This window comes from Candidatus Gastranaerophilales bacterium (assembly GCA_028693235.1).
Taxonomy (GTDB): Bacteria; Cyanobacteriota; Vampirovibrionia; order Gastranaerophilales; family Gastranaerophilaceae; genus JAQUVW01.
On sequence record JAQUVW010000002.1, the window covers coordinates 215,993 to 235,693 of the forward strand.

Annotated in this window: 16 protein-coding genes; 7 read left to right on the plus strand and 9 right to left on the minus strand. The window is 34.2% G+C overall.

The window, feature by feature from the left end; all coding sequences use genetic code 11:
* Complete coding sequence (gene smc / locus PHV37_04170) at positions 1-3,498, minus strand: chromosome segregation protein SMC (GenBank protein ID MDD3237273.1); 3,498 nt, start codon at positions 3,496-3,498, stop codon at positions 1-3.
* Positions 3,499-3,789: 291 nt separating this feature from the next.
* Here smc and PHV37_04175 point away from each other — a divergent pair, with 291 nt between their 5' ends.
* Genes PHV37_04175 through deoC form a run of 3 tightly spaced genes read left to right on the plus strand, consistent with a single transcriptional unit; the run spans position 3,790 to position 6,327 of the window.
* Positions 3,790-4,893 carry a PilT/PilU family type 4a pilus ATPase gene (locus tag PHV37_04175; protein ID MDD3237274.1) on the plus strand — a complete coding sequence of 368 codons (1,104 nt, stop codon included), beginning with the start codon at positions 3,790-3,792 and terminating at the stop codon, positions 4,891-4,893.
* Between the two features lie 2 nt (positions 4,894-4,895).
* Positions 4,896-5,660 (plus strand): DNA repair protein RecO, encoded by a 765-nt coding sequence (recO, locus tag PHV37_04180; GenBank protein MDD3237275.1) that lies wholly within the window; start codon positions 4,896-4,898, stop codon positions 5,658-5,660.
* Between the two features lie 19 nt (positions 5,661-5,679).
* Complete coding sequence (gene deoC, locus PHV37_04185; protein MDD3237276.1) at positions 5,680-6,327, plus strand: deoxyribose-phosphate aldolase; 648 nt, start codon at positions 5,680-5,682, stop codon at positions 6,325-6,327.
* Position 6,328: 1 nt separating this feature from the next.
* Here deoC and PHV37_04190 read toward each other — a convergent pair whose 3' ends face one another.
* The 5 genes from PHV37_04190 to PHV37_04210 form a co-directional block, all read right to left on the minus strand.
* Positions 6,329-6,643, minus strand: a complete 315-nt coding sequence (locus PHV37_04190; protein MDD3237277.1) for a hypothetical protein — start codon at positions 6,641-6,643, stop codon at positions 6,329-6,331.
* Positions 6,644-6,690: 47 nt separating this feature from the next.
* Positions 6,691-8,436: a hypothetical protein gene (locus PHV37_04195; protein ID MDD3237278.1), complete on the minus strand. Its 1,746-nt coding sequence runs from the start codon at positions 8,434-8,436 to the stop codon at positions 6,691-6,693.
* Positions 8,436-11,576 carry a hypothetical protein gene (locus PHV37_04200; GenBank protein MDD3237279.1) on the minus strand — a complete coding sequence of 1,047 codons (3,141 nt, stop codon included), beginning with the start codon at positions 11,574-11,576 and terminating at the stop codon, positions 8,436-8,438. The genes PHV37_04195 and PHV37_04200 overlap by 1 nt, the downstream gene beginning before the upstream one ends.
* Before the next feature lies 1 nt (position 11,577).
* The gene (locus tag PHV37_04205) at positions 11,578-12,681 is read right to left on the minus strand and encodes a hypothetical protein (GenBank protein MDD3237280.1); all 1,104 of its coding nucleotides are present in this window, start codon (positions 12,679-12,681) and stop codon (positions 11,578-11,580) included.
* 173 nt (positions 12,682-12,854) lie between these two features.
* Positions 12,855-13,292 (minus strand): secondary thiamine-phosphate synthase enzyme YjbQ, encoded by a 438-nt coding sequence (locus tag PHV37_04210; protein MDD3237281.1) that lies wholly within the window; start codon positions 13,290-13,292, stop codon positions 12,855-12,857.
* Positions 13,293-13,513: 221 nt separating this feature from the next.
* On the opposite strand from PHV37_04210, the gene PHV37_04215 reads away from it, so the two are divergent.
* Positions 13,514-13,780, plus strand: a complete 267-nt coding sequence (locus PHV37_04215) for a zinc-ribbon domain containing protein (GenBank protein MDD3237282.1) — start codon at positions 13,514-13,516, stop codon at positions 13,778-13,780.
* A gap of 69 nt (positions 13,781-13,849) precedes the next feature.
* On the opposite strand, the gene PHV37_04220 is transcribed toward PHV37_04215, so the two are convergent.
* The 3 genes from PHV37_04220 to PHV37_04230 all read right to left on the minus strand — a co-directional run bounded on the left by PHV37_04220 (position 13,850) and on the right by PHV37_04230 (position 15,824).
* Entirely contained in the window at positions 13,850-13,990 is a 141-nt protein-coding gene (locus tag PHV37_04220) for a hypothetical protein (protein MDD3237283.1), read from the minus strand.
* A 60-nt stretch (positions 13,991-14,050) separates the two neighbouring features.
* Positions 14,051-14,251 carry a hypothetical protein gene (locus tag PHV37_04225; GenBank protein ID MDD3237284.1) on the minus strand — a complete coding sequence of 67 codons (201 nt, stop codon included), beginning with the start codon at positions 14,249-14,251 and terminating at the stop codon, positions 14,051-14,053.
* Positions 14,252-14,504: 253 nt separating this feature from the next.
* Complete coding sequence (locus tag PHV37_04230; protein ID MDD3237285.1) at positions 14,505-15,824, minus strand: sodium-dependent transporter; 1,320 nt, start codon at positions 15,822-15,824, stop codon at positions 14,505-14,507.
* A gap of 144 nt (positions 15,825-15,968) precedes the next feature.
* Between PHV37_04230 and PHV37_04235 the strand changes: the two genes are divergently transcribed.
* The 3 genes from PHV37_04235 to thrC all read left to right on the plus strand — a co-directional run bounded on the left by PHV37_04235 (position 15,969) and on the right by thrC (position 19,696).
* Complete coding sequence (locus tag PHV37_04235; protein MDD3237286.1) at positions 15,969-17,246, plus strand: hypothetical protein; 1,278 nt, start codon at positions 15,969-15,971, stop codon at positions 17,244-17,246.
* A gap of 94 nt (positions 17,247-17,340) precedes the next feature.
* Positions 17,341-18,612 carry a homoserine dehydrogenase gene (locus tag PHV37_04240; GenBank protein MDD3237287.1) on the plus strand — a complete coding sequence of 424 codons (1,272 nt, stop codon included), beginning with the start codon at positions 17,341-17,343 and terminating at the stop codon, positions 18,610-18,612.
* Between the two features lie 19 nt (positions 18,613-18,631).
* Positions 18,632-19,696, plus strand: a complete 1,065-nt coding sequence (gene thrC / locus PHV37_04245) for a threonine synthase (GenBank protein ID MDD3237288.1) — start codon at positions 18,632-18,634, stop codon at positions 19,694-19,696.
* Positions 19,697-19,701 lie beyond the last annotated feature (5 nt).

Below are 19,701 nucleotides of genomic sequence, written 5' to 3' on the forward strand. Positions count from 1 at the left end.
TCAATCTCTCAATTTTACCCCTGTAACTTTGGTTTTGCCTTTTTCTTTTTGGGTTACGCCGATGGTTCTGTTTGCTGATTCAATCATTGGTTTTCTTAAACTTACGACTATAAATTGGGCGTCATTTGATTGTTTTTTAATCATTTCTGCAAGTTTTTCTACATTTATACCGTCTAAGTGCATGTCTACTTCATCAAAGGCATAAAATGGAGCAGGTAAATGTCTTTGGATTGAGAAAACAAAAGCGAGTGCAGTAAGTGATTTTTCGCCGCCAGACATTGATTCAAGCCTTTGAGCTTTTTTATCTCTTGTTGCTGCTTCAATTGTCAAACCGCCGAGAAACGGGTTGTCAGGGTTTTCTAAGACTAATGAGCCGTGACCGTCAGATAGCTGAGAAAAAATATCTTTGAAATTGACGCTGATATCGTCATATGTTTCTAAGAAGGTTTTTTTCTTTAAATCTTCATAACCTGTCATTCGCTCTAGGATTTCGGTTCTTTCTTTAGCCAAAGTTTCGATTTTGTTTTTAAGTTCTTCTTGGCGTCCAATAACTTCATCATACGCTGTTATAGCACGCATGTTTACAGGTTCCATTTCTTCCATTCTGCGTTGAAGTCTTTGGATTTTTGATGTAATTTCTTCCGTTGAAATATCAACAGGAGTTAGGCTTGAAGTTTCAATTCCTGCTTCTTTGAGTTCTTTTTCAATCTCGTTTAAAGCAGGGTCAAGTTCTCTACGGCGAGATTTGAAGGCTTCAATTTGCTCAGCCATTTTTTCAAGGTCACTTGTATAAACATTTTTTTGTTTTTCAAGCTCCAGAAGTTCTGTTTGTACGGCATCACGTTCTGTTTGAAGTTTTACAAGCTTTTCGCCAAGTTCTTGAATTTTGGAATTTAGTTCTTTAATTTTGCTTTCAAGCACTTTTATATCTTGTATGTATTGAACTTTGTCTTCTTCAAGCTTTTTGTTATCTTTTAGAAGACTTTCGATTTGTTCTTCTTTAGTTTTTATAACGTCGTTGCTAAAATCAATTTCACGATTTAAATCGTTGATATCATTTTGACAAGAGAGGACTTTAGACTGATATTTTTTGATTGAATTTTCAACAGATTCAGTCATTTCTTTAAGTTTGGCAAGTTCACCCTCACTCATTTTGCTTTCGATTTCTTTGATTTCTTCTTCTGTTTGGAGTGTTTTTTCATTAATTTCAATGAGTTTGCTTTCAAAAGAATCAAGTTTTTTCTCAAGTTCTATGGTTTTAGGTTGAAGATTTTTAATTAAGGCTTCTCTTTCAACGATTTTTTTGTCATTTTCTTCAGAGTTTTTAATAAGGTTAGAAAGTTCCATTTTAGCCCCGTTTAAGGTATTCAATGAATTAGAATAATCTACTCTTACTTTTTCTTGTTTAACTTCAAGTTCTTTCTTTTTGGCTTCAAGTTCAGCATAGTTTTTCTCAAAATCTTTAAGACGTTTTTTGAAAGTATCGAGTTCATCGTTTTGATTTTGGCTGAATTTCAAACCTGTTTGAGCTCGAGAGCCGCCTGTTATAGAGCCTGATTTTTCGAACAAAGAGCCGTCGAGGGTGACCATTCGGTAATGTCCGATTAATTTTCTTGCACATTCATAATCTTCTACAACTAAGGTTTCTCCCAAAGCGTGATAAAATGCGTCTAAATATTCATCATCAAAATCAATGAGGTTTATTGCAAAATCAACAACGCCCTTGTCTTTTGGCAGCCTTAAGCTTGAAGGTGCTTTTCTTATTTTGTTTAAGGGCAAGAAAGTCGCACTACCGGCTCTTGCTGATTTCAAAATGTCGATAGCTACTTTAGCAACGTGCTCATCGTCTACAACAATATTTTTCATTCTTCCGCCCATAGCGATTTCAAGAGCTGTTGAATATTCTTTATCAACTTTTCCGAGTTGTAAAAGTGGAGCGTGGACGCCGTCTAGTTTTGCGTTTAGGACAGTTTCAATGGCACGTCCCAAGTTGATTTCTTCGTAAGCATTTTTTTGAGCTTCCAGTTGAGAAATTTTACGGTATGCCATTTGAATATTGTAACCGAGGTCGTTGGTTTCATTTTTGGTTTTGTCGAGCTCGTACATTACATTTTGTTGAACGATTTTGTAGTCTTCAAGCTCTTGAGAAAGTTCTTTGACTTGAAGCTCCAGTTTATCTTTATTGCCTGCAAAATTTGCACTGAAATCATTGAATTCGTTAATTAAGTTTTTAGAATCTTCAATTTCTCTTTTTGCATTAGAAAGCTCTGTTTCCAAAGGGATAGATTCTTTTTGGATATTAAGCTCATCATCTTTTAATTTTTCAAGTGTTTTTCTTAAAGAATTACGTTTTTCTATGTGTTGTTCAGCGGTTTGGGTCAAACCTGATGCTTCTTGAAGTATTCTGTTAAGTTCGTTTTCTTGGGATTTTATATTGTTTTCAATATCTTTAATTTCAGCTTTTTTTGCTTCAATTTTGGAATTTGTTGCATTGATTTTATTTTTTAAATTTTCAATACCGTTTTTGGCATTTTCAATAGTTCTCAAGTTGTCATGAATGTTTTTGTCAGCATAATTTGAGGCAGTAGTTTTTCTTTCGATTTGCCCTTTTAATTCTTCAACTTGTTTTTTTGTTTCTATTTGTTCGGCTTCGCCGTTTGTTTTCACAAGTTCAGCTATTTCGTCATATTTTGTTTGAACGGAAGCAAGTTTCTTTTGGAGTTCTTTTAGGCTGAATTCTTCTTCTTTTTTCTTTTTATTGCAGTCTAAAATGCTTTCGTGAACTTTTTCAATAGAGCGTTTAATATCGAAATATTTTACTGTTGTAATTTGGCTTTCTAAGGCATTTTTTTCTTGTTTAAGCTTTTGATATTTAAGAGCGACTTCTCTTTCTTGAGCCAGTTGTTCAATCCTAGTTGTGATTTCATTAAGGATGATAGTTGACTTTTCGACTCTTTGTTCAACTGTTTCAAGCTCGTTAGAGGCTTGCTCTATTCGTCTGTCGAAGTCTGCGACGCCTGCAATTTCGTCAATAATTTTTCTTCTGTCATTAGCAGAGCAGTTTGTAATACTGGTAACGTCACCTTGCATCATTACGTTGTAGCTGTTGGGTGTAATGTTATATTTTTCAAGTTTTGAGTGAATGTCGCTTAGTGTTGTGATTTTATCATTTAGGTAATAGATACTGTTGAAACCTTGATTAGATTTTCTAATTCGTCTTGCGATTTTGAGTTCTTCTTCGTCGTCTTTTTCTGCACCGAAAGAAACCCGTACATAAGCTTCGTTTCTATTTGTATGGGTTGATATAAGGTGAAAGAGTTTTTCTGCTCTCAAGGTTCTTGAAGTAGAAAGTCCCAATGCAAACAAGACACTGTCAATAATGTTACTTTTTCCTGAACCATTCGGACCTGATATGGTCGTGAAGCCTTTCAGAAAAGGAATAGTAACATCGCTCGCAAAGGATTTAAAGTTATCTACCTCTAGCTCTTTAATGTACATTCTTAAATTGTTTTACCCAAGTCGACTTTTATACGTATATATCTATCTATTAAACAACAAATACATGTAATAGTCAAAATCGTAAACTATATTTTACAATGCTATCGCAAGAGTGGAAAATTTGTCGATTCGAGTTGCGTTTGCTGTTATTTAAGCTAAATTCTGACTTACTTTTGTTTATTTAGGCTCCAACCTACTTGTAAAAAAGTAAACAAATATAAAAAAGCTTTTTGTTTTTAAAAAAATAATGTAGAATGTTTAAAGAAATAGTGTGCGAGAATAGGCGTCAATATGGCAAAATTTGATATAATTAGATTTTTAAAAGAAGCTGTCGAAAAAGGTGCATCAGATATACATTTGAGAACTGATGAGCCACCTGCATTAAGGAAAGACAGCAAAATTTTCAAAACAAATCTTGAACCTTTGTCAGAGTCAGATATGTTTGCTATTATTGATACGCTTTTGCCGGTAAGCATTAAAAATAAAGCTTTTGAAGTTTTTGATTTAGACTTTGCTTATGAGATAAAAGGCGTTTCTCGTTTTAGAGTCAATCTTTCACGTGAACTCGGCAGAATGTCTATGGTTATAAGGGTTATTTCATACGAAATTTTGAGTTTTGATGAGCTTAATCTTCCAAAATCAATAGAAAATTTTTCTCATTTAACCAATGGTATTGTCTTGATTACAGGTCCTACAGGAAGTGGAAAATCTACAACCATTGCTTCTTTACTTGATTATATTAATGAACATTATCAAAAACATATTATAACGATAGAAGACCCTGTTGAGTATATTTATACAGATAAAAAATCAATTTTTACTCAACGCCAAATTGAAATAGATACGGCGTCTTTTCCTGATGGAGTTAAATATGCTCTAAGACAGGATCCTGATGTTATTTTAATCGGTGAAATCCGTGATAGAGAAACTATGCAAAGTGCTCTTAAAGCTTCTGAAACAGGTCACTTGGTTTTTGCGACACTGCACACAAATGATGCCGTGCAAACCGTAAACAGAATTGTAAATTTCTTTGACCCTCAAGATAGAGATTTCGTCAGAAAACAACTCGCAGAAACTTTAAAAGGTACTGTTGCTCAAAAACTTCTTCCTAAAAAAGATGCAAAAGGTCGTGTACCTGCTTGCGAAGTTCTTGTTGTTACTCCTACGGTCAAGGATTTCATCATAAAAGATGAAGTGGATAAAATTTATGAACTTGTTAAAAAAGGTTCATTTAACGATATGATTACCCTGAACATGTCTTTGTTCAGTATGATTTCAAACGGTGTTATAACTCGTGAAGACGGCTTGTATGCAAGTGATAACCAAAATGAATTGGAACAGTATCTTCGTGGAGCGTTCCATGGCACAAATTTCAACCCGAGGTCAAATCTTTAATTATGGCTCAAAATTTTGTTACAGATGCAATTAATTTAAGGTCATACAATTTGAGTGAAGCTGACAAAATTGTCGTTATGTATTCAAAAGAAAAAGGGCTTATAAAAGGTGTTGCAAAAGGAACCAAAAAGCCTACAAGCAAACTCGGTGCACGTATGGATATGCTCGTTGCTAATAAATTGATGCTTCATAAAGGAAAAAATCTCGATACTATTTGTCAGGCAGAGGCTTTAAATACGTTTTTAAACCTTAGGCAGGATATGGATAAGCTTTTTTATTCTATGTATTGCTCTGAAATTGTCAACAATTTCGGCATTGAAAATGACCCAAACAGCTTCGAAGTCTATGATTTGTTTTATAATTTTTTAAATACCCTTGCTGCTACTACAAAAAAAGAGGATATTCTGCTTTCCGTCTTAAGGTTTCAACTTAAAATGATGTATCTCTCAGGGTATTCTTTGGAGCTTGATTCTTGTTCAAAATGTGGCGAAAAATTAGGCGAAGAAAATTTGTATTTTGCGTTTGAACACGGCGGCTTAATCTGCTCCAATTGCCGTTCTACAAGTGTCAATGCAATAAAATTCCACTACAAAATAAAAGACTTTCTTAAGACTTTGCAATCTTTGGACTTTAATCAAAAAACACGCTATGATGATTTGGCAACAGAAAGAATTTGCGATTTTTGTTTTAATCTGTTGAAAAAACACATAGAATATCATTCCCCAAAGAAGTTTAAAACTACGGGAATATTAGAGGGAATTAAATAAAAAACGGGAGAGATTTGTTATGAATTTAGCAGAATATATTGAACATACACTTTTAAAGCCTGATGCAACCAACGAAGATTTGAAAAAACTTTTTGAAGAAGCAAAAAACCATAAGTTTAAAGGCGTATGCGTAAATCCTGTAAATGTAAAAATGGCAAAATCATACTTAAATGCAACCAACGTTGAAGTTGTTACGGTTGTAGGTTTCCCTCTAGGAGCTTCACTGCCTGAAGTTAAAGCTTTTGAAGCCAAAAAAGCTATCGAAGACGGTGCCGATGAAATTGATATGGTTATTTCAATCCAAGGTGTTAAAAATAAAGATTGGGATTTTGTTAAAAAAGATATCGAAGCTGTAAGGTCTGCGACTATCGGACATATCCTAAAAGTGATTTTGGAAACAGATTTGCTTGATGAAGATGAAATAATTAAAGCGTGTGAAGTAGCAATCGATGCCAAAGCTGACTTCGTAAAAACATCAACAGGATTTGTTAAAAATGGTGTTGGTGCAAAAGTTGATGATGTTCAAATAATGAGTAATGTTGTAAGTGCTAAAGGCTTGCAAGTAAAAGCTTCTGGCGGTATTCGTGATAAAGAAAAAGCAATAGCCTTAATTGAAGCTGGTGCGGTAAGACTTGGCACAAGCTCAGGCGTTAAAATTAACTCATAAGTTAAGCAGTTAAAATTTTATACGAAGATTTTTCAATTTTATCTATAATTTTTTGCGTTATCTTTTTTGGTTCAACAGGTTTTTCTATCATTCCAACGTTGAGATTTTTTCTGATGCAACTTTGAATAAATCTTGTACCGAAAATAAATAGAGGAACTGCAATAGAAGCGATTTTCAATACAGATTTTTGAAAATCTGAAAGCTCAAAACTTTTTTTAGAAGTTTCACTCGATTGCTTAGTTGATTGTTCGCCTTTGAATTTAGGGCGAGAAACATAGTTTGTCATTAATGCAGGTGTAGTAGAAGAAATATTCATTTTTTGCTCACTTATTTTTATTTTACAGGTTATTTTATTTTTGATTATTATAAATTTTGTTTAAGAACTTCAAGTCCTGATTTTTCGATATCGGGTGTATTTACTTCAAATACATGGATTCTGGCAGCACCCAAGTCCACATTGATTTTTCCGTCTTGAGCTTGGACTTCGCTGTTATCTCCATAGGTAGGAAGTAAATTTTGAAGTTTTTTATTTCCGCTCAATCCGGGGATATTGACGCTTCCTTTTTGTCTTTCATTGATATTTCTGTTTGCAACGACAACAAGAGTTTTGCCGTTTAAGTGTCTTGCAAAAGCGATAACTTGGTCATTAGGGTCATTTTCAACTTTCAAAGGAATAAATGAACCGTGAGTGATAACATCTTTGTGATCAGCTCTCATTTTTAGTGATGCTTCCATGAAATCACCGACTTCAGGATGTTTGCCGACAAGCGGTCTTGAGAAATTGAAGATATCAGGTCTTCCTTTATGAACTGTGCATTCATGGTTTTTAGTGTTTGTTTGAGTATCAGTTTGACCTTCAAAGTCATACAAATAATCATCACCTGATTGGTAGCCATCCATATAATATGGGTTTGTCATAGGTAATGTGGCTTGCAAGCCTGATACAAGGTTGATGAATTTAGGTCCACCGCTGAACATTAAAGATATGTCATCGTGTGTGCCGAAAGAACCGATTAAAGATTTACCTTTTTCAAGTCCTTGTGACATTTGCAAATTTTCTTTTACATAATTTGTCAATTCGCTTGCTTTTGTCCATTCGTGGAAAATATGATATTGACCGTAATAGCTGTCAAATCCTGCACGTAGGCAATCTTCAGGTCTGTCATAATTCATGTTTAATTGAGGTGAAGCGTCTTCGTATGTGTAGCTTTCAGCTAACCATGCAAATTCAGGGTCTTTTTGTCTTGAATAAGGAATGATAATATCCCAAAATTCTGTTGGTTTAGTTCTTGCTACGTCTGAACGAATACCGTCAAATCCGTAGTCTACGCACATATCAACAAATTTTTTGTGTAAATCAACTAATTCAGGATTTAATTCTTTTTTTGTTTCATCTTTCCAAGGATTGAACATTCTGATATCATTCCAACCTTGAGGAGTTTTTGCTAATCCGTTTCTTTCAAAAGCCATTAACTCAGGATGTTGTTGGAATAAATCGTAAGATGCACAACTAGGCAAATCAAGCATTACGTGAATGCCACGTTTGTGAGCTTCTTGGATAAATCCTTTAAGTTCTTCTTCAACGCTGCGAGGATCGTTTTTGTCATCTAATGCAGGGTCGATTTTCAAGAAATCTTGAGGTGCATATAGTGAACCGGCTGTACCCATAGCGTTTTCAATTCCGGGAGGGTTAATTGGAAGAACGTGAAGAGTATTAATTCCCAACTTTTTCATTTCATCAAGTTTGCCAACGGCATTGACGAAAGTACCTTGCTCGTCATTTCCTCTTATTAGCTGGTTGCCTTCTTTATCTTTAGCATTGAAGGTTCTTGGAATTATACCCATAATAACTGCTTCGTTATTTTTAAATAAAGATCTTAAATCATTGTGCCAAGCAACATTTTCTGTTTTTTTGCCATCAACAGCTGCGACTTTAACATTGGCGTTAATAGCAGCTTGATTTAAATATTTTTCAAGAATGTTTGAATTTTTAGGTTCAACTTCTCTCGGTTGAGCGTCATTAGCTTTTGGAGGTTCATAGTTAGAAACCGGCTTAGCTCCGACTGCATTTGAGTTTACATTTAAATATTGATTCATTATGTTAGTCATTATTTCTTTTCTCCAGCGTAGACGTCTTCATTTTTCATTTTACCAAAGAACTGTTGAGCGAGCAATGTAGTTCCAACTAAGGCAATACCTGCAATGCCGAAAGTCTTCATCCATTTATTTGTGTTGAAAGCATTGTTTGCAGCTTTGTTGACCATATCTTCGATAGAAGAACCTACAAGAATATGTCGCCAAGAGCTATTTGCAGATTGGTTAACACCGTTTAAAACATGGTGCGGTTTGTACCAGTAGTCAGAATTTGCAACTTTGTCAATGAATTCTTTTCTATATGAGTCAAAGTTTTGTAGAATATTTTTTTCGTCAAGTACGGTTTTAGTTGCACTATCAACAGGTTGACCAAACATAACATCAATAACACCTTTATATGCTGCTGGTCCTACGTTATTTAATTTTTCTGTGTAGTCTGTTATTTTGTATGAAAGCATTGCTTCTACAGATTTTTTGGTCGCAATTTTTGTGTATTCAGCAACTGTCATTCCGCTTTTTTGTAGTTCGGCAATGGATTTAGGGATAAGTCCATCAGCTTTGTCAAAAATGTTTAGCATTGATTTTAATAGAGCAGAGCCCACTTCATCAGTTTTTTTAGCCGCAGTATCGGCAAATGTATGAAAATCTATTTTTTTTGCGTTATATTGCTCAGCTAATTCTCTGATGCCACTAATAAGTTCTTCGCTTACTTCATTCTCAAGTTTTGGAACATCTGCATTTTTGAAAAGTTTTCGGATATTATCCAAGTCGAGGCTTTCTTTTCCTGATTTAATGTTCTCTAAATTTTTAGCCAATGTACCTTTTAATTCATTATTGATATGACCATTCATTTCATTTTCTATGATAGAACGCAAGTTTGGAGAATCAAAATTTTGTTCCAACCAACCAATTTTGCCTGGGTGAAGGCCATTATTGTCGATAATATTTTTTAGCTCAGTATTGAGCATATCTTTTTTCTTTTGAACTAATTCAACCAGATTTTCACTACCGTATTGAGCTAGAAGTTGCTTGTCAAAAGTTCCGTCAGCCATTCTTTTATATAAATCCATAGTTTGAACCATACGGTACATAGAAGCTCTTGCTCCCATAATTCTTGAATCTACGTATGATTTTGCAGAATGTTTTGCAGAACCTGCAAGTGTTTGAGATAAGCCTTCTTCAAATTTTCTTGCTGCATAGTCAGCATTCCAAGCTTCACCTGATTTTGCTTCTTTAAATCCTGTAATTTTGCCTGTAAAGAATTGTGCAATATTAGAGAAGCCTTCTTTTTGGAAGCTTTTTGCTGTTGGGTTGTATATTGTATCAACCGCAGTGCCTATTTTATCTTGAAGCCCTTTTGATAATTGTTTGTCGTATTCTGCTATTGATTCAGAAAGTTCACTCATTGCCTTTTTGTATTGTTCAGGGTTTTCAGCTAATTTTTTAAGCTTTGTATCAATCAAAGCGACTGATTGGTTATTGCCAAGTTTGGCTATTTCTAAGTCTTTTCCTTTAATACCAATTGATTTTAAGAATTGGTTATTTACTTTGCCCCATTGGTTTGCAATGAATGTTTCTGCTTGGTCGCCTACATTTACACTGATATATTTATCTAAAGGTTTTTTGTTGAAGTTGAAACCATCAACCATTTGGAATAATTTTTTAATGCCTGATTTAGCTTCTCCAACAGTTGTGCCGCTTTGTCCTTTTATAGTTGCTTCAATTGCGTCACTTATTGATTTTTGGTTTCTTTCAAGTTCAAGTATATTGCTTTGACCTAAAGAACCGCTTAATTTTTTAGCTAAAGCTTCAGCATTTTCTGTAGTTATTTTAAATCCTTCACCTTGTGATTTGATAAAGTTTTCAACAGCTTCTTTGTTCATTCCCAAAACTTTGAAATCACTGCTGTTGTTCATAAATAATCTTTGGGCGAAGTCTTTGCCGACAGGTTCAGAAGCTGCACTGTTAAATACATCTGTCAAAATTTCAACAGCTTCTTCTGCATCAACAGCTTTTGATGTGCTTGGAATTAAGCTTGCAAGATTTTTAGATATTACAGAAGTGGTTTCAGGTGTCATTTCTGTTATGTCGCCCATTGCATTTTTGATTTGTTCAGCAGTAAAGCCTTTTAATGCTTTGTTTTGGCTTAAAGTTGCAATCAAACCGTCATTTACTTTTACAGAAGATTTTGCCATTTGAGAAAGTTCTTTCTCAATAGCATCGCCTAGTGCAATGTCAGAATCTGAGTTGATGATTTTTGAGATTTTTCTAATCATGTCAGGTGTTAATTGTTCAGAGTTTGATTTTGTAAATATTGCATCAAGTGCTTTTGCGGCATCTTTATCGTGAGCTACGTATGTTGATTGAGTAGCTTTTGAAACTAAATCAGGAGTAAATGCTTCTATATGTTTATCAAGTGCTTTTTCAGCCTTTGACAAACTTGCGTTTTGTTGAGCTTTTCCAATAGCTTTTTCAGCAACGCTACAGCCTAAAGCACTCATCAAAGGAGTAGCTAGACCGGCTGTTGCCATCCATAAAGTATTTCCTTGAACAGCTATTTTTTGAGCTTTTTGTTTAATGACTTCGTCTCTGTTTTTGATATCAGTAGGGACTTTCATTTTGTCGCCCATTTTATTCAAATCTTCTTTAGAAACCATATCCCAAGGAACGTATTGAGGATCTTGGAAGAAGGTCTTTTTTCTGCCGTAGCTGTCTTCATATTTTTGGTGAATATCAACGCCGAATTTTGCTTTTAAAGGAGCTTGAATAGCGAGTTTTGGCCATAAAGCCATAGAAGCAAAGAAAGAACCAAAGCCTACAAATTCCATTGTTTTTTTAAGTTTTAAAGGATTTTTTACGAATAAATATGCTGCAAGTCCTAAGGAACCTGCTTTCATAGCCAAGTCATTCATTCTGCCTAGTTCGTGGTCATTAGCTTTACCTTGAGCACCTTTTTTAATATTTACGATATCTTGTTTTAAATCTTTAGCGTAAGAAATAGGAGATGAGAACAATCTGCTCGGAAGCATATGACCTCTGCCTTCCAGCGGTTTAATTTTATTGGCTGTATTTAAGTCAATTTTAATTGCCGGTAAAGGTTGAGATGCCGGTTGTTGTTTATTTTGATTTAGATAGTTATTAAGTAAATCTGTCATTTTAGCATACCACCTTTTCTTTGCTGTCGTCGATTATTGGGGTAGAAGCTGCTTTTTTAGCAGCATTTTTGGCGGGGTCTGTTAAAGTTATTATATTGCCGAGCAATGTGACGCCTACTGCGGAAAGAAGTAATGCTTTACCTGCAATTCCCCAAGTTTTAATTTTATTTTCGCCACCTTGCCATAGTTGAATGGCACTTTCTTTTGCGGTTTTTCCAATAGATTTTAGCCCTCTTGTCAATCTGCTTGCCTTAATAGTTTCTTCAATTGGCTTGCTGAACATAGTTCCTTTGTTAAAGTTTTTAAGATGGGCAATGTTTAAATTTTCCCAAGGTTTTTGCATTGCGAATGCAACTGCAGTTCCTGCCCATAAATATGAAGAAAGAGTTGAGAAAGTTCTTGTTTTGGTTACCAATTCTTTAATTTTAGGTTTAACGATTTGGTCTGAATCTTGTAGATTTTCGCCGTAGCCCATTTTCTTAGCTACTTTATCGTAGTAACTATTGCGATTTTCGCCGAAATTTTTGTTATCATAAAGTAAGTCCCAGCGAGGGAAATCAACACTTTCGAATACTTTGTGGTATTCATTGCTTATTAAATCTTTATCGTCAACTGAATCAGGGAGTTCGTTTACTTGTTTTTTATATGCCAAATTCATATCAACGCCGTATTTAGCTTTGACCGGCAATTCGATTAATTTTTTAGATAAATTTTTAGCAGCTCCGTATAAAACAACTCCAAGAGCCATCTTTTTGCCTAATTTAGCTGCACTTTTAGCTGCATTTTGAGAGAAATGTTTAGATACAAGATTAGATGTAGCCATCATCATTAAGCTACCTGTCAAATAAGGCCACATTCCCATTGTTAAAAATTCGTAGAAATTTGCGTTTTTACTACCTTTAAAGCCTTTGATAGGATATACGGTTACTGCATTTTGAAACTTATCAGCAGTGATTCTTGCAGCAGTAAGCGGAGGCGTTTTGCCTCTTTTTGTTACTATTACTTCGTCGCCGTGTGGGACTGAAGGTTGTTTTTCTTCAGTTTCATTTTGCTTAAAAGCAAGTGCAGTCGCTTGATTGGTAGAAGAGCCGATTGGTTTTATCATAATTCCCTCATTGAACACAATATATCTTATATTAAAATAAACTCCCGAAAATCCATGTTATTGCTACATGTTAGGACATGTATTTGCTAATTTTTACATAACTTTACACGAATTGCTTTCTCCAAAATTGAGTAAATTTTTGTAAATATTTTTACAAATATTTACAAACTCAATCATGTTATAAATTGAACTATAATTTGTCTTGTTCGTGGCTTGTTATCAAAATCAAGCAGAATAACTTGTTGCCATTTTCCGAGTAGCAGATGATTGTTTTCTACCGGAAGATTTATAGAATTCCCTATTAATGAAGCTCTTAAATGGGCATAACCATTGCCATCATGCCATTTGTTGTCGTGAAAATAATCTTTGTTAACAGGTGCTATTTTTTCTAAAATTTCCGGTAAATCTCTAATTAACCCCGGTTCATATTCCATCGTTGTTATAGCTGCCGTGCTTCCTATAACTGATATACAAACATTTGAATTCTTTGCGTTTTGTCGCATCGCAAATGTATTTATTTTGTTCGTGATATCGATTATGTCGTTAAAGCCTTTTGTATTCACGGTGAATTTTTCTATTGTAATAGTCATATAAACTCGGTTAATTATCATTTGTAATATTTTATTATAAATTATTATAGTTATTTTTATACTTTTTGGGCAACCCAATCGGGCTATTTTTTGTATTAAAAGGAAATATTTATTTTATTTTCTTGCGAAATTTTAAAAATACAATTACAATATAAAAAGTAGATAACAAACTTAGTAATTAAACTCTTAATTCCTATTTCCAATTATTTACGAAGTTTAACTCAATTAAGGAGAAAGCCAAAATGTACCAAGAAGAAAAGCTCATTTGCGAAGATTGCGGTTGTGAATTCGTTTTTACAACAGGCGAACAAGAATTCTACGCTGAAAAAGGGCTTGTCAACAAACCAAAGAGATGTCCTGAATGCAGAAAAGCAAGAAGACAAAAAAACAGAAAAAAAATGTATGATGTGACATGCTCTAAATGTGGTTGCGAAACTAAAGTTCCCTTCAAACCTATCCCGGGAAAAGAAGTTTATTGCAAAGATTGTTACGCTAAATCTCAAGCATAATTAACAATATTGGAATAAGAAAAGAGGACTGATTTCAGTCCTCTTTTTTGTGTATTTCCTTCAAGTTTATTAAGCATTAAATGCTGCGATTATTTGAGTATCTAGTTCTACGTTGCAACCTAAGTTGAAATTTATGACACATATGCTTGTTACCAATATTAAAATCAATGCACTAACCAACATATAGTTGGTATATTTTAAATCGCTCATGATTTACTCCGTTTGTTGTTGTTTATAAAAGAAGGCATTTTTGTTGAAAATTAAAAGTTGTTATGCAACTGCGTTGAATGAACCGCCACCGGAAGAACCGCCTGATGAAGCACCTGTTGAAGGAGCTGCTGCTACAGAACCTGCTGTTTCTGCACCTACAAATGCTACAGAACCTGCTGTTTCTGCCGGATTCATTGCTACAGAACCTGCTGTTTCATAACCGAATTGAGGTCCGACTTTTGCGATTGATAGATTGTTCATAGAATACTCCTTATATCTTTTTTATATTTTTTATATCTCACATTTATATAAAAACATTTTAAAATGCTTGATTTCAACAAAGGGTCTTTTCGTTACAAAGGTTAACATTTCTGCGTAACCTTGTAAGAGTAAGTAAAAAAGACTTTTGTATAAAAATGTAGTCGAAAAATATTCAAATCATGTAAATTCAATCGGCACATGCTTTTAGGGGCAATTTGGTTCTTAATTCCTTTGTTTAAAGCAATCGACCCCATTAAAGTTTTATTATATTTAAGCCGAATAATAATAATAGTATTAATAAAATCGGGACGATAAATTTTAATCCTATATTAAATATATATGCAAGGGGTTTGTTTTTTAACATTGTATAGAAATCAGGTTTCATAAACCAACCTACTACTATGCAGATTATGATTGTGTTTAGTGGCATTAATATATTTGCGGTTACAAAATCTAACAGGTCAAAAATTGTTTTTCCGTCTATTTTTAGAAAATCAAGAACTCCAAAAGAAAGAGTTGCGGGAATAGATAATAAAAATATTATAGAGGAAATTAACACGGTTGCTTTTTGTCGAGAAATTTTAAAGTTTTCATGAAAGGTAGCAATAGGTGTTTCAATTAGACTTATACCGGAAGTTATAGCAGCGAAAAAAAGTAGTATGAAAAAAGTTATAGCAGTAAAATTTCCAAACGGTAAGCTTGCAAAAACTTTCGGAAGTGTTATAAAAACAAGGCTAGCACCTGCCGTGGGGGTAAGTCCTAAAGAAAATACTGCAGGAAAAATCATAATTCCTGCTAAAATAGCAACTATAGTGTCTGAAATTATTAATATATAAGAAGATTTAAAAATGTTAGTTTTTTTAGACAGGTAGCTTCCATAAGTCACTAATGCACCCATTCCTATGCTTAGCGTGAACAGAGATTGTCCGAGTGCAAGTAAAATCATTTTTATATTTATTTTAGTGAAATCAGGTTTGAACATAAATTCAAGCCCTTCTTTAGCATGTGGAAGTGTGCAAGATGTAATCGCCAGTATCAGTAACATTAATAAAAATATCGGCATCATTATATTATTGGCTTTTTCAATACCTTTATTAACTCCTTTGAACGGAAACCAAGCGGTCAAAAATATAAAAAGTGTAGTAAAAAATAATGGCGAATATGGTTTTGCAACAAATGTTCCAAAATATTCTGAGTAATTAACAGGCGGCGTGTTAATCAAATAAATCCATATATAATTGAGTATCCAGCCCCCTACAACAAAATAAAATGCCGGTACTAAAATAGCTGTTATTGAGCATAACCAGCCAAATATTTTGAACTTTGGCTTAACAGAACCGAAAGAACCAACGTTATCTTTTTGATAAGTTTTCCCTAATAAAAGTTCACAAATTAAAGGAATAATGCAAATAGTAAAGATAAGAGTTAAATATACAAGTAAAAAAATTGCACCCCCATTTTGTCCCATTACATAAGGGAAACGCCAAATGTTGCCTAAGCCAACGGCACTTCCTATGGTTGCTATTATAAATGAAATATTAGATGTCCATTGCGGGCGAGATTCGTTTGACATAACGGTTCCTTTTGATATTTGCTGAGTTTTAACACAAATGTATTAAATCAAATTTTTATTATTATGTAAATTTTTTAATATTAAATTTCATTACAATTTGTTTAGCTAAGGGCAATTATAAATACGTTCTTATTTCATGGATATATGAAAATTTCTTTTGCCCCAATACAAAATTATAATTCAGGAGCTAGACAAAAACAGACTCCTTCTTCAGATTTAAAGTATCAATATAATCTTAATGCGGATACGGTTTCCTTTGGTGCTATAAAAAAGAATAAACTTGATGGATATCAGCTTTTAAGTGCTAATTATTTCAAGGCACCTTTGGAAAAGTTCAAGGATCAGGAAGATTTTAAAGATTGGGCAAGAACAAGTTTGTCGGAAAAAATGAAGCCCGATTCTTATCCTTGTGAAAGCGAACTTGACTCTAAAGAAAGGGAAAAAAGACTGACGGAATGGCGCCAATATATGTTTTCTGATAGATTTATGTTGGACCATCCAACTTTAGCTTTGTATGTTGCGGACTCTATAACGAAAGATTTGTATCCTGATACGAAAAATTTCCCGCCGCTTTTTGATACTGAATCTATGAAAAAAACATTAAACGAAATTGATGTTATTTTAGAAAAAAATCCAAAAGCGAATATTAGTTTTCCTAAAAAGTACAATCATAATCTTAAACAAAAAATGCTCAATGCTGCAGAAAAATTTCCCGACCAGTCCACCAACGGAAGAATGTATTGGGTGAGGGTTCCATCTTTTGAACATGACCCGGAGCATATCGATAAAAATCTTAAAATTATAAATTGTATTAGTGCCGAGGCTTGGTGCACAAAAGGGCATTTCGCTTCAAAATATCTTAAAAACGGTGATTTCTTCATTTTGATGGATAAAAACAATCCCGAGCTTTCCGTTCGTTTAGAAGGCGAAGATAAAATTGCAGAGGTTCGTGACAGAAATCATAATTCAAATTTTGGCTTGAGTTATTTGGAGCCTTTAAAAACTCTTGCTCAAGAAAAGAATTTAAGTGGTTTTGAAGGCGAATTTCAAAATCTTCAACGCAGACAAGATGTATTGAATATTGCTAAAGAAATTTCAGCTGATGATATTCAAAACAAAAATTATGCAAACATTTTACGTTCCTCTGGTATAGAAGTTAAAGAGCTTGATGATGGAATGCTTGAACTTGCAAAATTCCAAAAAGCCGCGAAAGAGTTTACATACGAGGATTTGGGTATAAGTGAAAATGAAATGTTTAAACATATCAAAAAGATAAATGGCAATGCTAATTTTGAGGGCACACAAGTTACAAACCTCGGTGCGTTGAAAGAAATCGGTGGATATACATTCGCTTCACAAAGCAAGTTGAATTATGAATCTTTCAAAAATGTTAAACAAGGTGGACGTACTTTTTGGGACTGATGTCCGTTGAATAGACTATAAATATTCTATTCGGGTCGAAAAAATTGTCGTTTTATGCTTTAATAGAAGGGTGAGAATGCTACGAGGAGCAGTTATGAAGACAATTAACATCGGCATAATCGGTTTAGGTACTGTTGGAACAGGTGTGTTCAAAACATTACAAGATTTTAAACAGGTTTGTATCAAAAAAATTGCGGTAAAAAATATTAATAAAAAAAGAAATATTGAAAATTTTGATACAACGCTTTTGACTGATGATGCGATGACGATAGCAAATGACCCGAAAATTGATGTGGTTGTGGAAGTCGTAGGTGGTATCAATCCTACATTCGATATCCTTAAGACGGCTATGCGTAACGGCAAGCATATTGTTACTGCAAACAAAGAACTTTTAGCAAAACATGGCGAAGAACTTTTTCAAGTTGCAAAAGAAAATAATGTAGTTATTCTATATGAAGCAGCTATTGCGGGCGGTATCCCAATTATAATGCCTATAAAAACTATTCTTGCAGGTAATAAAATTAATGAAATTTCTGCAATATTAAATGGAACTACTAATTATATTTTGACAAAAATGGACGAAGCTCCTGTTTCTTATTCAGAAGTTTTAAAAGAAGCACAAAATTTAGGATATGCTGAAACTGACCCTACAGGTGATGTTGAAGGATTTGATGCAGCGTACAAAATTACAACTTTGGCGACAATTGCTTTTAATCAAAGAGTTAATGTCAACAAAATCTATAGAGAAGGAATTACAAAAATTTCTGCTCAAGATATTGAATTCGCTCGTGAGTTTGGATACAAAATAAAGTTGATTGCGACTGCAAAAATCACAGAAGATAATAAGGTTGATGTAAGAGTTCACCCAATGCTTGTTGATAAAAACCTTGTTTTGGCTCATGTAAATGGGGTCACAAATGCTGTTATGTTAAAAGGACACCCTGTCGGTGAAGTTATGTTTACAGGACCCGGGGCTGGTGAAATGCCTACGGCGAGTTCTGTTGTCGGGGATATTTTAGCTCTTGCAATAGAAATTAATAAATCTGATTATCCGCTTCCGATGATGCGTTGTCACCATGAAGTAAAAGCTGAACAACTCGATATTAAAGATACTTATAATAAATATTATATTTCACTAAATGCTGTAAATACCCCGGGCGTAATCGGTACTGTCGGAACGGTTTGCGGTCAACATCATTTGAACCTATCAAATATTCTTCAAAACGGAGTTAAAGAGGATAATACAGCTGAAATCATTGTTATTACGGCAAAAAGCAAAGAATCTGACGTTAGAGATGCACTTCACGCTATGCTTAAATCAGGTTCTATCAACAAAATAAACAGTTTAATTAGAGTTATGGATTAAAATTAAAAGGAATAAAATTATGGCAAATCATTATCAAGGTTTAATTAACAAATACAGAGAATTTTTACCGGTATCTGAAAAGACTCCTGTAGTTACTCTTAACGAAGGAAATACCCCTTTGATTAAAGCTGATAATTTGGCAAAAAAAATCGGTTTGGATGCAGATATATACTTGAAATATGAAGGCTCAAATCCTACAGGAAGCTTTAAAGACAGAGGTATGACAATGGCTGTTTCTAAAGCTGCTGAAGCAGGTTCAAAAGCTATTATCTGTGCTTCAACAGGTAACACGAGTGCTGCTGCCGCTGCATACGGAGCTAAGGCCGGCATGAAGACTTTTGTTCTTATTCCTGACGGATATATTGCACTTGGTAAATTATCTCAAGCAATGATGTACGGGGCTCAAATCATTGCGATTGATGGCAATTTTGATGAAGCTTTGGAAATGGTTTTGAAAATTTCTGATAACTATCCGATTACACTTGTAAATTCTTTAAACCCATATAGAATTGAAGGGCAAAAAACAGGTGCATTTGAAATAGTTGAAGCACTTGGCGATGCTCCTGATTATCATTTTATTCCGGTCGGGAATGCAGGTAATATAACAGCTTATTTCAAGGGCTACGAAGAATGGTTTGTTGCAAAGAAGACGACTCATTTACCAAAAATGATGGGTTATGAGGCACTTGGAGCTGCTGCTATTGTAAAAGGTGAAAGGATTACACATCCTGAAACCATTGCAACTGCTATAAGAATAGGTAATCCTGCGAGCTGGGAAAAAGCAGAACGTGCTCGTGATTTATCAAAAGGAAAAATTGATTCTGTTACTGATGAAGAAATTATTGCAGCATACAAAATGCTCGCTTCAACAGAAGGTATATTGGCTGAACCAGCTTCAGCTGCATCTGTTGCCGGTTTAATCAAAGCTCATTCTCAAGGTCTTGTTGAAAAAGGTTCAAAATGCGTTTGCATTTTGACGGGAAACGGCTTAAAAGACCCTGATAGTGCGATTAAATATTCAGCTGCAGAGGTTAAAAAGACATCTGCAAACTTGGATGATATTATTAAAGCTATGGAGATATAATTTTA

Excerpts from the sequence above, each read along its gene's own strand:
- PHV37_04175 (MDD3237274.1), top strand. The coding sequence starts at position 3,790 with ATGGCAAAATTTGATATAATTAGATTTTTAAAAGAAGCTGTCGAAAAA.
- PHV37_04220 (MDD3237283.1), bottom strand. The coding sequence starts at position 13,990 with ATGAGCGATTTAAAATATACCAACTATATGTTGGTTAGTGCATTGATT.
- deoC (MDD3237276.1), top strand. The coding sequence starts at position 5,680 with ATGAATTTAGCAGAATATATTGAACATACACTTTTAAAGCCTGATGCA.
- PHV37_04235 (MDD3237286.1), top strand. The coding sequence starts at position 15,969 with ATGAAAATTTCTTTTGCCCCAATACAAAATTATAATTCAGGAGCTAGA.
- thrC (MDD3237288.1), top strand. The coding sequence starts at position 18,632 with ATGGCAAATCATTATCAAGGTTTAATTAACAAATACAGAGAATTTTTA.
- smc (MDD3237273.1), bottom strand. The coding sequence starts at position 3,498 with ATGTACATTAAAGAGCTAGAGGTAGATAACTTTAAATCCTTTGCGAGC.
- PHV37_04225 (MDD3237284.1), bottom strand. The coding sequence starts at position 14,251 with ATGAACAATCTATCAATCGCAAAAGTCGGACCTCAATTCGGTTATGAA.
- PHV37_04190 (MDD3237277.1), bottom strand. The coding sequence starts at position 6,643 with ATGAATATTTCTTCTACTACACCTGCATTAATGACAAACTATGTTTCT.
- PHV37_04230 (MDD3237285.1), bottom strand. The coding sequence starts at position 15,824 with ATGTCAAACGAATCTCGCCCGCAATGGACATCTAATATTTCATTTATA.
- recO (MDD3237275.1), top strand. The coding sequence starts at position 4,896 with ATGGCTCAAAATTTTGTTACAGATGCAATTAATTTAAGGTCATACAAT.
- PHV37_04195 (MDD3237278.1), bottom strand. The coding sequence starts at position 8,436 with ATGACTAACATAATGAATCAATATTTAAATGTAAACTCAAATGCAGTC.
- PHV37_04215 (MDD3237282.1), top strand. The coding sequence starts at position 13,514 with ATGTACCAAGAAGAAAAGCTCATTTGCGAAGATTGCGGTTGTGAATTC.
- PHV37_04205 (MDD3237280.1), bottom strand. The coding sequence starts at position 12,681 with ATGATAAAACCAATCGGCTCTTCTACCAATCAAGCGACTGCACTTGCT.
- PHV37_04210 (MDD3237281.1), bottom strand. The coding sequence starts at position 13,292 with ATGATAATTAACCGAGTTTATATGACTATTACAATAGAAAAATTCACC.
- PHV37_04200 (MDD3237279.1), bottom strand. The coding sequence starts at position 11,576 with ATGACAGATTTACTTAATAACTATCTAAATCAAAATAAACAACAACCG.
- PHV37_04240 (MDD3237287.1), top strand. The coding sequence starts at position 17,341 with ATGAAGACAATTAACATCGGCATAATCGGTTTAGGTACTGTTGGAACA.